At 43.2% G+C, this 13,749-nt stretch carries 12 protein-coding genes; 6 read left to right on the top strand and 6 right to left on the bottom strand.

Annotated features, from left to right (window positions below; translation table 11 throughout):
- Positions 1-52 precede the first annotated feature (52 nt).
- From AC5JL3_RS14385 to AC5JL3_RS14370, 4 genes are all read right to left on the bottom strand, one after another.
- The gene (locus tag AC5JL3_RS14385; protein WP_496075125.1) at positions 53-1,708 is read right to left on the bottom strand and encodes a glycosyltransferase family 39 protein; all 1,656 of its coding nucleotides are present in this window, start codon (positions 1,706-1,708) and stop codon (positions 53-55) included.
- Positions 1,708-3,261, bottom strand: coding sequence for a glycosyltransferase family 39 protein (locus AC5JL3_RS14380; RefSeq protein ID WP_496075124.1), 1,554 nt, complete (start codon positions 3,259-3,261; stop codon positions 1,708-1,710). The genes AC5JL3_RS14385 and AC5JL3_RS14380 overlap by 1 nt, the downstream gene beginning before the upstream one ends.
- Positions 3,262-3,303: 42 nt before the next feature.
- Entirely contained in the window at positions 3,304-4,962 is a 1,659-nt protein-coding gene (locus tag AC5JL3_RS14375) for a glycosyltransferase family 39 protein (protein ID WP_496075123.1), read from the bottom strand.
- 289 nt (positions 4,963-5,251) lie between these two features.
- Complete coding sequence (locus AC5JL3_RS14370; RefSeq protein WP_496075122.1) at positions 5,252-5,761, bottom strand: MAPEG family protein; 510 nt, start codon at positions 5,759-5,761, stop codon at positions 5,252-5,254.
- 133 nt (positions 5,762-5,894) lie between these two features.
- Here AC5JL3_RS14370 and AC5JL3_RS14365 point away from each other — a divergent pair, with 133 nt between their 5' ends.
- Both AC5JL3_RS14365 and AC5JL3_RS14360 read left to right on the top strand, forming a co-directional pair.
- The gene (locus AC5JL3_RS14365; RefSeq protein WP_496075121.1) at positions 5,895-6,746 is read left to right on the top strand and encodes a helix-turn-helix transcriptional regulator; all 852 of its coding nucleotides are present in this window, start codon (positions 5,895-5,897) and stop codon (positions 6,744-6,746) included.
- A 6-nt stretch (positions 6,747-6,752) separates the two neighbouring features.
- The gene (locus tag AC5JL3_RS14360; protein ID WP_496075120.1) at positions 6,753-7,538 is read left to right on the top strand and encodes a 5-formyltetrahydrofolate cyclo-ligase; all 786 of its coding nucleotides are present in this window, start codon (positions 6,753-6,755) and stop codon (positions 7,536-7,538) included.
- A 62-nt stretch (positions 7,539-7,600) separates the two neighbouring features.
- On the opposite strand, the gene AC5JL3_RS14355 is transcribed toward AC5JL3_RS14360, so the two are convergent.
- The gene (locus tag AC5JL3_RS14355; RefSeq protein ID WP_496075119.1) at positions 7,601-7,981 is read right to left on the bottom strand and encodes a hypothetical protein; all 381 of its coding nucleotides are present in this window, start codon (positions 7,979-7,981) and stop codon (positions 7,601-7,603) included.
- Between the two features lie 376 nt (positions 7,982-8,357).
- On the opposite strand from AC5JL3_RS14355, the gene AC5JL3_RS14350 reads away from it, so the two are divergent.
- The 3 genes from AC5JL3_RS14350 (at position 8,358) to AC5JL3_RS14340 (ending at position 12,039) form a co-directional block, all read left to right on the top strand.
- The gene (locus tag AC5JL3_RS14350) at positions 8,358-9,647 is read left to right on the top strand and encodes a pentapeptide repeat-containing protein (protein WP_496075118.1); all 1,290 of its coding nucleotides are present in this window, start codon (positions 8,358-8,360) and stop codon (positions 9,645-9,647) included.
- Positions 9,648-9,805: 158 nt separating this feature from the next.
- Positions 9,806-10,960 (top strand): mannosyltransferase family protein, encoded by a 1,155-nt coding sequence (locus tag AC5JL3_RS14345; protein WP_496075117.1) that lies wholly within the window; start codon positions 9,806-9,808, stop codon positions 10,958-10,960.
- A 119-nt stretch (positions 10,961-11,079) separates the two neighbouring features.
- Complete coding sequence (locus tag AC5JL3_RS14340) at positions 11,080-12,039, top strand: glycosyltransferase family 2 protein (RefSeq protein WP_496075116.1); 960 nt, start codon at positions 11,080-11,082, stop codon at positions 12,037-12,039.
- Positions 12,040-12,168: 129 nt separating this feature from the next.
- Here AC5JL3_RS14340 and AC5JL3_RS14335 read toward each other — a convergent pair whose 3' ends face one another.
- A complete protein-coding gene (locus tag AC5JL3_RS14335; protein ID WP_496075115.1) occupies positions 12,169-12,816 on the bottom strand; it encodes a class I SAM-dependent methyltransferase in 648 nt (215 codons plus the stop codon).
- Positions 12,817-13,056: 240 nt separating this feature from the next.
- On the opposite strand from AC5JL3_RS14335, the gene AC5JL3_RS14330 reads away from it, so the two are divergent.
- Positions 13,057-13,662, top strand: coding sequence for a DUF1517 domain-containing protein (locus tag AC5JL3_RS14330; protein ID WP_496075114.1), 606 nt, complete (start codon positions 13,057-13,059; stop codon positions 13,660-13,662).
- Positions 13,663-13,749 lie beyond the last annotated feature (87 nt).

Below are 13,749 nucleotides of genomic sequence, written 5' to 3'. Positions count from 1 at the left end.
AAATTACCTAATGAAGCCTTTCTCCAATCTCCAATCCTTCATGCTTTATCTTCTAGCGCAAAGGAGTAGTTAGCTTCCAGAGGAAGAGAAAAGAATCATTGAACAGGAGATTCATCTTGGTGTCGTACTCTTTCTCGATTTTTTCTCGAAACTGGTCAGAAGGATTTAAGATAAACACATCGCTAAAGCCTGAAGGTATCTTTGGAATGTTTAAGTAGTCGGGTTGCGTATTACCCGTGACAATCTGAAGTTTTACTTTTGGGTCAAGTATGTAGCTAAGAGCGAAGGTATTACCGAAATTAACGCCAAATGAGCTACTAATGAGTAGAGGAGCCTGGGCTTGATTGACTATCCGAGCAACTTCGAGATTATTATAACTAATTACCTTATTCCAAGACGTTACGGCTTGAGAACTCATTGCACAGGAAATTACTCCTGCTGTAATGACTATCACCATTACGATTTGCCAAAACTTTTGTTTGAAGAAATTCGCAGAGATAATTTGCGTAGCTAGCAAATAAGCAATAGATAGCTGAACTCCTAAATAAAAGGGAACTAGATATCGCCCTGCTGTTGAGCGCTGTCCACCTAAAATTAAATCTGGTAATAATAAAAAGAGGCTGAGGGTTGCCATTAAGGTTAAGACAAATAACCAAACCCTTACAGGTGTATGACGACAGAGAAAATAGATTGAATAAATAGTTAAACCTAAAAAGAAAGGTAGCGTGATATAAATCAGTGGTTCATCAAATCCGAAATCTCCAATCGTCAGAATAAATGCCCGCTCAATATGAAGTCCCCAAACTTTTAGTAAGGTTACGAATGGGATTGGAAAAGCCGTCCAGGTGGCACCTGTTTGTGTCCAAGTACTAAGCGTAACGAGTAGCCAAGGTACAAATGAGAGAAAGGCAGTTAATGATGCGAATAGATAAGCAATTACCGATTTAGTTAAGCGAAAGCGTTCGGTTACAATTACATAAATTCCATGTCCTACTCCTACTAATCCGGTAAAGGGAAATGTATAAAGTCCTAAGGCGATAGCAGATGCATAAGTTCCCCACATCCCAGTAATATGAATTGCCTTTCTTCCTTCAGCATGAAATCGTAGTGCTTTGGGTAATGCCCAGCTTGCTAGAAGAATGAGTAGTGTCCAGAGGCTATACTCTCGCGCTTCTTGTGCATACAATACATGAAAAGGTGAGATAGAAATTAATGCGATCGCAACCCATCCTACTAATGATGACTCAAATAATTCTAGACATAGAAAATACACGCACGGGAACACCAACACGCTAAAAAGTGCAGATAAACTTCTTGTTACAGTTATAGAATTACCAAACCATCGCACCCAAAGCCTTACCAGAATGTAATAAAAAGGCGGATGTTGGGCATCGTCAATTTCTAGAGATTTAATCGTATCTCTTAAGCTTTTTTCTGGATTGATGCGCTGATATTTTTCTAAGTCTTTAACATTTATAACCTGACCATTAAAAACTTGCTCACCGACTTCCCTACTGGTATAGCCTGCAACCCGCAGTGAAGTATAAGCCTCATCATGCCAGTAGATTTTGCGATCGAGATTAACGAAGCGAAAAAATATACCAAGTACCAATAGGACAACAAAGAAAAACTTAAGGTTAGCTAGAGGAAGTTGCCGAGCTATTTTGAGTCTATTTAACCAATCGCTTCTAAATTGTGCCTTATTCATCACGTTTTGATTAATTTGAAAATCTGAAGGTTTCCTGGGGCAACAGTCTTTATCGTGTAGTTCCCTTCTGTCTCAAGCTTTTTTCTTAGAACCTTAGATGGATTGAAAATCAATATATCACTAAATCCTTCTGGTATTTTTGGAAGATTGGGTTCAGTTACTAGCTGAAGTTTTACTTTTGGGTTGAGTAGATAGCTGAGAGTCAGGATTTCGCCAGGGTTGTAACGATTATTACTACTAACTAAGAGAGGGCGGGAAAATTGGTTAATGATTTGAACATTTTCAGGCGTATCAAAGCGATTTTTCTTAATCCACCAAGTCTCTGTCTGAGAGCTAACTCCACAAGAGACAATCCCGCCAATAATGAGTAACAAAAATCCAAATTGCCAGATTCTATAACGAGAGAGGCTAGGGTTAGCCAGTTTAATACTAAAAAGATAAGCAACAGCTAGTTGAATTCCTAAATATGAGGGAATTAGATATCGACTAACACTTGAACGTCGTCCCCCTATTATTAAATCTGGTAGTACCAAGACTAATACAGTCACTCCAATCAAAGCCAAAATAAATACGACTACAGGTTTTGAAGCTTTGCGGCAAAGAAAATAAATTGAGTATCCGATTAGCCCCCATAAGATAAGTAGGGGAAGTACGATAAACATAAGATTAGATTTGGAATCAAGGTTTATATCAAAGAAAATTCGGGTTGGGTTAGCAACCCAAGTTTTAACTAGCGATAAGAACGGGATTTTATCACTTGTCCATGAAGTTCTTTGGTCGAGTTCAGAAAAGTTATTTATAATGGCAAAAATCCAGGGCACATAGGTTAGCAGTCCTAGTAAAGAAGCCAGCAAGTAATTAGTGGTTACCTTACTAAACTGAAAGCGTTCTCTAGTTAATAAATAAAGTGCTTGCCCAATCATTACTAAGCCTGAAAACAGAAAGGTATACAGACTTAAAAATAGAGTTACAACATACAAAATCCAGCTAGATATCGTATTAAGCCGTAAGGCTCGTAGTAGTGCAGCGCTAGATGCAAGAATGGTTACAGTCCATAAGCTATATTCTCTCGCTTCCTGAGCATAGAGAACATGAAAAGGTGAAACAGCTATTAGTGCTACAGCTATCCATCCAACCAGTGAAGAGTTAAATAGTTCCAGACATAGCCAGTAGATACAAGGAAAGGCAAGCAAGCTAATTAGTGCAGATAGACTTCTCGTTATAGCCACCTGATTACCAAACAGTTGCATCCAAAATCGCACCATTCCATAGTAAAGTGGCGGATGTTGAGGTTCTTCTATCGCTAATGAATTGATAGTATCTAGGAGATTTTTATCAGGATTGGGATAACGATATTTTTGTAAATCATTAACATCACTAACCTGACCCTTAAAGACTTGTTTAACCATCTCAGCTTCGGTGTAGCCAGAAACTCGAAGTGAGGTAAAGTTTTCATCGTGCCAGTAGATTTTCTTATCTAAGTTGACAAAGCGAAATAACACGCCCAACGTTAATATAGTAATGATTAGAAATCGAAGCCATGATTTATGCATGAGTTCAACAATTTCAATGACATTTAAAACTTAAAGTTCTGCTTACTTTGTCAATTTCCAGAGTAAGACACCATTCTCTCCCTTGTAAAGCGGCTGGACTGTATAATATTGCTCTTGATTAAGTGCCTGTAACCATGCCTCAGAAGGTCTAGGTTTGAATAAGAAGACTTCGCTAAAACCTTCGGTAACATTGGAGAGATTTGGTTTATCCTCTACTTGAGAATTGATATGGCAAGTGTAGCACCTTGGCTCTACTTGAAGTTTTACCTTGGGTTCAAGATAATAGCTTAGAGATAATAAGTCAGCGACAGATGCATCACTAACGACTAAAGGTTGAGAAGCTTGGTTAATAATACGACCAGCTTGAGGAATACTATAACTCATAGACTTGTGCCACCACCCTTCGGCTGGATAACTGGCTATACAGGACAAAACGCCTCCTAAAAATAGTGCGATCGCAACAGATTGCCATAACTTCTTTTTCCTAAAATTTAAATTAATCAAGCTAAGCTTCTTGGCAAGAAGGTAAGCAATAGCTAGCTGAATTCCTAAGAAACAGGGAATTAAATATCGAGCCGTCGTTGAGCGTCTCCCGCCAATAATTAAATCTGGTAACACTACGGCTAAGCCTGTCACAGCAATTAAAGTAATGATAAACAGCCATGTAGGTTTTGAGCTTGTACGAATAAGGAAATAAATTGCATAGCAAATTAAAGTAAATAATAGTAAAAATAACACTCCGAAAGCTAGCGATATCCCCCAAGGAGTTCTAGAGTCAACATTAAAATCAATAAAAGAGCAGCTAATGCTACGCGACCATATCCGAATCCACGCTAACCGCGACATTGCAAGATTAGTCCAGCCTAAAGTTTTATCAAACTGGGAGGAGCGATTAATTAGGACTAAAATCCAAGGAATAAAAGTTATAAAACTGCTCAGAACAGCTAGAGAGTAAGCACTCAAAGCTTGCGTAAATCGAAATCTGCCTACTATCCAGATGTAGACTCCATGCCCAAAGGTAACTAAGGCAGAAAAAGGGAACGTGTATAGTCCTAAGGATACAGTTGCTGCATAAATTCCCCAAGCAGAAACTTTACGGGTGATACTTTTCTTTTTATTGAATTGTAGAGCTTTTAAAAAGGCTACACTTGAGAGTAAAATAGTTACAGTCCATAAGCTATACTCTCGTGCTTCTTGAGCATACAAAACATGAAAGGGTGAAACAGCCATTAATGCGATCGCTATCCAGCCAACTGAAGACGAGTTAAACAATTCCAGGCATAGCCAATAAAGGCAAGGAAGTGCCAGAAGACTAATTAGAGCTGTTAAACTTCTAGAAGCGGTGATAGAATTCCCAAACAACTGCATCCAGAATCGTGCAATCAAATAATACAGAGGTGGATGCTGGATGTCTTCTAAAGCTAAGGAATTAATTGTATCCTTTAAGCCTTTATCTGGATTAATGCGCTGATATTTTTGTAAATCTTCGACTCCAACCACAGGAGTTTGAGAAAGCTGCTGAACAACTTCTGCCTCGGTATAGCCAGAAAGGCGTAATGAGGTAAAGGCCTCATCAAACCAGTAAACTTTTTTATCGAGATTACCAAAGCGGAAAAAAATCCCCAACAGTAATACTACGATTATTAAAACTCGTAACCCAGTTGGATTAAAATCCCAATTCCGTACAAATTTATTCTTCACGTTTGAGCGTCAATTTCGGCAACAAGATGGGCACCCTAAACTGCTACTTCAATCGATGCAAACCCTGATAGTCGATGTGTTATGTAATTGTACGCGCTAGGAGAGAATTGCAGTAGATTATCGAACTCATCCAAGTTCTGAAAGCAGGGCAGAGTATTGATTGGTGGGTTATTTATACAGAGATAGTGTAGCGATCGCACAATCCCCAAAAGATTCGGGAACTCACACAAATGTTGCTGGCAAAGGCGATCGCGTTCTTAACTCCTTGGCTACAACCAGCAAAAGCTCGTCAAATCAAACTGCTAGCGCTGTAGTAGAGACAAGCGATGCTGCCAATTATGTAAACGAACCAAGTTAGGAAAAATCCTGTTGCCCGCCCGATAGAAGGACCATATTTCGTAATCACTCCGTAAGCATGGGCAACTCTAGCAACTGTAAGCGTACCGCCGAGAAGCCATATCAGCCCGACGTGAGCGTTCATTAACTCTAGCGCCACAAGGAAAAGCAACCCCTGCGGCACATATTCAGCAAAATTCCCATGAGCGCGTACCTTACGCTGTAGTATTCCATCTTCTTGAACCTTTCCTAGCGACAGCTTTTGACTCAGACGCTCAATTGTCGCCACCCAAGCACTGGGATTAGCAAGCGGATCGGGTTGTGTGGTAACGTCCTCTTTTGACTCACCATGCCAAACTCTCGCTCTTGTCCGTTCCGTCGCTGCAATATAGGAAAGTGCAAAGGCGAGGATACCATTCAACCCAATGAAGAGTGCCGATATGGGAATCAAACCTGTATGCATTGGTTACTCGATGTCCTTTAATAAACTTAATAGAGCCAACTATACAGATACAGGCTTAAGCTGTCTTTTCAGTTCTTGCGGGTGAAGAGTGGATGTTCTAAAAGAACAGAAATTTATATCAGCAGAGTACAGGATGCCTCTGAACCATGCCCCCTTATGCGAGTTGCCGAAGTGGGGACATTGGCTAGAAACGCCGAGTTTGATTGTTGCTCTAGTCCCACCAGGAAATTTAGAGGTTAATATCACCCCTACCTTTGAGCTGATTTCGACTCGGTTTGAGATCGGTCGTGGAATTGCCGCGTTTAACTCCGATAAGCTAGAGACTTATTGTGCCGAACCAGGTGGTTTCGACGTTGTGCCCTCATTTAGCAGTTATCGCTCTATCGAAACGGCTGGTTTCTTCATCGTCCTTGCTTACAAGCAACCGCTAGCCTCTCGAATCCTTACTGAATACAGCAGTGACAAAGATGTTGAACTCGTACCAGGGCAGGTTCAGGCAAGTGCGAAAGGCTTACGTCTAGCTCAAGCAGTGCGAGACTTTTTTACAGATAGACATGTTGGTGGAGCGCTCTATCTAGAGTCAGTAGCGACACTGATCATGGAACACGTTATCCGTCATCGGTCGAATGTATCTGGTCAACTCAAGCGTGTCCCTGATTTCTTAGCCCTTAAGATGCTTAAAACAGCGATTGAGTATATTCAAGACAATCTTCAACGTGAGCTAAGTCTTGATGGAATTGCTGGAGTTGTTGGATTGAGTCCCTTTTACTTCGCCCATTCCTTTAAAGCAACAACAGGAGTACCTCCTTACAAATATGTCCTGCAATGTCGTATCGAACGAGCGAAAGCTTTGCTTCGTGAACCGAGTCTATCCATTGCTGAGATTGCCTACGAAGTAGGTTTTGGTAATCAAAGCCACATGACAACAGTGTTTCGCAAGACTCTGCAAGTAACTCCCAATGTCTATCGCCAACACGTTAAATGAAATTCAATGTCTAACACTATCAAGACAAATTGGAGTGGTTATCATCCCGATAAAGACAATCTGAGAACTGAGATTTGGTCATTGCTAAAGGAACAAGGGGCAGCTATTGGTGACCCATTTGGTCACATCCCAAACTTTGTTGGTGCCCAACAAGCGGCTGAACAACTCGCAGCTTTACCAATTTGGCAACAGGCAAAGGCGATTAAGTGCAATCCCGATTCACCACAAATTCCAGTGCGGCTACGTGCGCTGCAAGAGGGAAAACGCTTGTACATGGCTGTACCCCGCTTGACGAGTACCCGTTGCTTTGTTGAATTGACGGCTGAGGATTTGCAGCAGCGTAACATCTTACTTGAAGACGCTGCGATCGCAAATAAGGCACTGACTTATGGGCGATTGGTGACGTTTGACCAGATGCAACCTATTGATTTAGTGATGGTAGGCTGTGTGGCGGTGACCCGCAATGGGGGTCGGACTGGGAAAGGCGCTGGGTTTGCTGACTTGGAACTTGCCATGCTTTATGAGTTTGGGTTGGTGCAACCCGATACGCCAATTGTGACGACGGTACATCCCTTGCAGATTGTTGAACAAAAGTGTTTGCCGATGCAAAGTCATGATTGGGCACTCAATTGGGTTGTCACTTCTGAAGAGATCATAGAGACAAAGACGATTTATCCGCGCCCCTTAGGTTTGGACTGGGATAGCATACGCTCTGAGCAATATCAGAAAATCCCGATTCTGCGAAAACTGAAGGAGCAGTTTGCAAAACAACAGGCGCTAGATGAATCATGATTCTGATATGCGATCGCTCTTTTGAATACTAACACCAGAAACGTAGCTTGGAGTGCTGTTTCTCAAGGCAAAGATGCGCTAAAAACTAGTCCCAATATAAGTCCGATTACTGCAAAAACTATAGCGATGATTAAAGCCCAGTATTGAAGAGCATAGAGTTTCCTCAGTTCACCGAGGGCACCCATAAGATTTTCAATATCATTCCCCTGAGTCTCTACGATCAGCTTGAAAGCAGATGCGGCTTTGCTAGTCCAAACCCCAATAATGACTTGAACAACTCCGCTAATGATGCTACCGACACCACCATTTCTCAATGCCAATAATCCACCGATTGCCGTCAGAACTCCTACACCAATTAGGAAGTAGCCAACAAATCGCATTTTGTCAGCTAGCTGTTTAATCAGTTCATTCTGGGAACTACTAAACTCATATCCAAACTCCATTTGACATCCCTCTTGCGGCAGTTATACAGATTTTACGTCATATCTAGCTACCAGATAGGCATGGGGAATACAGCGATCGCTTAAATCAAATTACTTGGGTTGCGCTTGCTATAGCAATCAGCAGTCAGCTTTGGTCACATCGGCTCTAGCTAAAGAACTTGGCTCCCGTTAATGCCCTAACATCCGTGGCTACTGCTATATAAAAAGCTTGATGTTGCCTCACAATAAAAAACTTGACAAAAGCCTTAGAATGTGGATTTACTCAAAACAGCGGTAAGCCTTTGAACAGGCAGACGGCTCAAATTGTTGCTTGGTTAAAATCATCTAGGTATATATAGGCAATATATCCCGCCATGCCCGCTTTACTTGGAAGACGATGACAACTCAGCCTGATTCTCCCCAGTCCAGTCCGTCAGTAGATAGTCCAACCGGTGAGAGTGGCATTAGTACTGCTGCCAATACCTCCGGTAATGGTAAATCACCGCCAGCGATCAAACTAACTAGACAGCCGCCACCTGTATCTACCGGGGTGCTATCCAGGCAAACTAGCCAACCGAGTCTTGCTAATCATCCCTCAGTCCCGATACTTACCCTAATTGCGATCGCAATTCTGGTTTTGGGGTTAACGATTGATAACTTCTGGATTGGGATGGCGGGAGCAATTGCCACCTTGCTGATATCAGTGCCAGTTGTTTGGGTACCGTTGCAGCAGTGGTTAAGTGAGTCAGTCTCTCCAGTCGAGCAATCACGGTTCGTTGCTATCTTTGGATTGCTAGCGGCAATCTTTGGTTTGGCAACCCTAACAGGTGTCAATCGAAAGTTTGATGCTGTGCTGGAAAAGCTAAACTCCGAAGCCATTGGCTCACTAGCGGAGTGGATTGGAGCGTTAGGGCAAATTCTCATCGCCGTCCTCGCTGTTTACATTGCTTGGCGACAATATGTAATTTCTAAAGACCTAACCATCCAACAGAACACGATTACCCAACAGCAAACCATTGATGCCTACTTTCAGGGCGTTTCTGACCTGGCATTAGATAACGAAGGATTACTAGAAGATTGGCCACAGGAGCGGGCATTTTCAGAAGGACGCACAGCGGCTATTTTAAGTAGTGTAGACGCTCAAGGGAAAGCCAAAGTTATACGGTTTTTGTCCCAGTCTCGGTTGCTGACACCATTAAAACGCGATCGCCACTTAGGTCGTCCAATGCTGGATGGTAACGGAGGTTACCTAGAAGACCGTGATGATGGCGTACGTGTGATTGACTTGAACGTGATGTTAGCTGGAGCAGACCTTGCGGGTACAGATTTGCGCTGGACAGAATTGAGCGATGCCAACATGGTGAGAGCCAATCTCAGCGGCTGTGACCTAGTAAAAGCCAACTTAGCTCGAACAATTTTATTTGAAGCTAATCTTAGTGGTGCTGACCTATTTGGAGTTCACCTCTTCTATGGTTCAGTAGAAACCGCCAGTCCTCGCAGCCGTACCAAACCCCCTAATTATGAAACAGGCGCCCACACGGGTGCTGTGGTTGAAAACGCTAACTTTACAGGTGTCCTGCGGCTTGAAGAAGAACAACGCTACTACTGCTGTGCTTGGTGTGGGGAAAATTCCCGAAAGTCAATTCCCGGTGGCTGTGACGGAATTCCCAATAAGCTGGGTCGTTAATAGTTGCTATTGATGACGAAAGGGGAAGAAACAGGCTTCAGTAACAGAAAAATCCTTCTTTAAAGGGAATAAAATTGTGTTCTCAAGGCGTAATTTCAGCTTAAACGTTTTACGACTTCTGGCTTAGCTTGCCTTCTAAACTCGCATATTTTTTAGCTATGACACCGATAAGGTCGAGGGAAATTGTAGATTCAGAAGACAGGCTCAAGAGAAAAAGATGGAGCGAGGGCTGGATTTTTGTCTTAGCGATGTGGCTTTTGAGCCGACTCGTCATCATTGTAGCGATGCAACTCATTGCTCCCTTGATTCAAGCGCCACCGACAGACTACGACTACACTCCACTGGGTTTTACCCACAATTTTGTTCCCAAAGCAGGTTGGGAACTCTTTACACATTGGGATGGGGCTTGGTATCGGCAGATTGCAACGACTGGCTACGACTATGCCAATGATGGACAGAAATATCCCGTCGCCTTCTTCCCTCTGTTTCCCTTAATCACCCGTGGGGTGATGAGTCTCGGTCTCCCGTTTGACGTAGCAGGCCCTTTGGTAAACAATTTAGCCTTGCTTGGGGCGTTATTTTTTCTATACCGTTGGGCTGAAGAACGGTTTGGTGTCAAGGAAGCTAGGTGGTCAACGGCTGTACTGGCTTGGTGTCCCTTCTCTGTATTTGGAACAGTCGCTTATACCGAAGGTTTGTTTCTACTAGTGACTACAGCCGCTTTACGAGCCTTTGATAACCAACAACATGGCAGGGCAGCATTTTGGGGAGCATTAGCGACTGCAACACGGGCAACAGGGGCGGCGTTGGTACCCGCCTTTCTTTTTGTGGCTTGGAGAGAAAAGCGACATAAGATTGCCTATGCAGCAGGTTTAGCGTCAGTCGGAGGGTTACTGTTATTTAGTGCCTATTGTGGACTTCGTTTTGGAGACCCGATCGCGTTCATTCATGTACAGGAGGCATGGGGCGATCAACCGACTTGGGGGTATATAGCTAGCCATGCTTTATCAGGGAACAAAGATAGTTTAATTAAATTAATCATGTTCCTGGGGGGTGGTTACTTACTGTGGCACTTACGAAATAAGCTTCCCTTGGTCGCACTCGCCTACGGTGTTTTCTCCTTGGCGATCATTGCTTATTCTGGTGCCCTCCAATCTGTCAGTCGCTATGTTTATGCGATCGCATCCCTCTCCCTCGCATTGGGTTTAGTGCTTGCCAACCATCCTCGTTGGGGATACGCAATCATCGGCTTTTTTGCACTTCTCCTCGGACGCTATGCGATTCGGTTTGCCTGGTGGGACTGGTTTTTTTAGAACTGAGAACAGTGATTAGCCCCTTAAGATGAGTTTTAATTTAAAGTCAGGTATTAAGTACGCGCTTATGCTCAAATCCATCACCATACTCCAACCTTTTAAATCAATATGGATGAACTATGTCCCCAAAGTATTCCTTAATCGTTCCGATCTATAACGAAGAGGAAACGATTCTTGAGATGTACCATCGTGTTGCTGCTGTGATGGATCAGCTAGATGGTTCAGCGGAATTAATCTTAATCAATGATGGTAGTCGCGATTGCTCTCTTTCGTTATTACGCGACCTCCACCAAAAAGACCCACGAGTTTGCTACATTAGCCTCGCCCGTAACTTTGGTCATCAAATTGCTGTCACAGCGGGTCTTAATTTTGTACGAGGTCAAGCCGTTATTATTCTCGATGCCGATTTACAAGACCCGCCAGAGTTAATTCCTCATCTCATCGAAAAGTGGCAACAAGGCTATCAAGTTGTCTATGCCCAGCGTACCCAACGGCGTAAAGAAAGCTGGTTGAAGCGCCTTCCTGCTTATCTGTTTTATCGCCTCCTGCGGCGCCTTGCCGATGTGGATATTCCCCCAGATACGGGCGACTTTTGTTTGATGGATCGGCGAGTAGTCGATATCCTCAATGCGATGCCAGAACGTAACCGCTACATCCGGGGGCTACGTTCTTGGGCAGGCTTACAGCAGACTTCAATCCGGTTTGAGCGTGACCCACGTTTTGCAGGGGAAGTAAAGTACACCTTTCGCAAGTCCCTCTCCTTAGCAGCAAATGGTCTAGTGTCTTTCTCTAGATTGCCGCTACGACTCTCAACCTACGTTGGCTTAGCCGCGGCTGTAGCAGCAATTCTGATGGCTGTGCTTGTACTTTACTGGCGTATTGTCTCGCCAAATTCCCCCTTGACTGGCTTTGCCACGATTATGATTGCAATATTCTTTCTCGGTGCTGTGCAGTTAGTCAGTATTGGGATTCTGGGTGAATATGTGGGACGAATTTATGAGGAAGTGAAAGGAAGACCTTTATATATCTTATCGGAGATGGGAGGGTTTACTGAAGAGCTTCCTATTTATAAGCGTTAACTGTCCTACCACATCGAGTGCAGATGTGGTAAGCCATGGCTTCGTAAAGGAAAGACTTCTATGTATGTTGGAATGAATCGCTAAGAGTAATTACACTTTTTCACCTGTGGTTGGGATTCTCTAGCAACTTCAGCCTAAACGTTGGGCAATTACAGCATAGAAGGGGTCACCACCACCGACACCAAGCATCTGGAGGAAGTTGGGGACAGAGGACTGACGAGTAATGACTTCTGGAGGACTAAATCCTGGAACGGATTGAAAGTAGCTTTTGACTAACTCAACTCGGCTAGCTTCTGTACCATCCCGCCATGCAGTAATTGCTTTCTGGTAGAACATCCGGTTGGAAAAGCTGATGATTGCAATGCCGCCCGGTTTGAGGATGCGGTGAATTTCGGAAAATATAGCATCTGGATATTGTAGATATTGCACAGAAACACAGTTGAGAACAGCATCAAAGTCTTCATCTGCTAGGGGAAGACTGGGATTTTCGTTGAGGTTTTGAACAAAGTAATGAGCGAGTTGAGGATTACGAGCAAGTTCTTCCTCATTCAGCCCGTGTCCTTCGACGTGAGAAAATTCTATCTCCTCTGGTAGGTGGGAAACCCAGCTACTCATCATGTCGAAGATGCGGGTATTTGGCTTAAGGCGATCGCGATATAGTTGGGTTAGCTGATCGATAAAACCTTCGTCCACATGAGTGACGAAGCGTGGCATCGCGTAAAAGTCTGTGTCATTGGTATCGTCTAGCTTGGTGCGTTGATGGGGTCGAAGCAACATAATCCTGAACTGTGAATAGCTCTACAATTCTCAGTGTAGGGAAAATTACGAAATATTAAGCATTGGTAGTACAGATGCAAAGTGTGCTTTTCCCTCTCATCAAGGCACATCGCCGCTTATTAACTACTTAGGTAGTAGAGAAAGTAACAACATAGTCAATCCGATGATAGATGGCTTAGTTGACTTGATTTCCTATGGTGAACAATAGGTACTTAATGGCAATTAGTAGTAGAGAGAGTAATGAATTCTTGGCGCGATCGCATTAATCAGCTAGGTGGTCGAACTCGATTTGTGATCTGTCGTATTTTCATCCATTTATCTGGTGCAGAAGTTGCTCCCCTACTAGGAGTTCTCAATCGTGCAGCACGAGAAGCTGTTGATGAAGACGGAGATATGCAAGTCTTAGGAGAAGGACTCGTTGATATTTGCCAAAACCTCATCCAATTAGATACTTATTGGCAATCTGCTGCCAATGAAGGTGATGTTTTTTGGAGTGAAGGGGAAGCTGAAGAGTATGTAACTGAGTTATTTACCGACTCTGCTCAACGTTATCTGAGTGAACCTGACTTCAGCCAATCAGCATCTAATCGCGATGAACCCCTAACTTTGCCAGCGACTCAGAACTTGATTGTAATGATTACAGTGGCTTACGAAGGTGAAGTTCCTGAATTGGAAGCCGATTTATCTAATGTGAGTGCGCTACAAGCAGGTTTAAAAGCTTTGATTAATCTGCACTACCAGGGCCGATTACGTGCAATCCAAGTTCACTTCTCTCCAGCTCAGTTTGGTGAAGAACTAACAAGCGATCAAGTGTTAGTCAATTTCCCTGAACTCATTCCTCTATAAGCATTTATAGGGTTTAGTCACTGGCTTGGGTACTATATAAATCCTGTGGTGATTCAATCAAACTAAAAAGTTTTTGTCAGAAATACA

This window comes from Symplocastrum torsivum (assembly GCF_059505465.1).
This window is presented reverse-complemented; position numbering and strand designations above follow the sequence as displayed.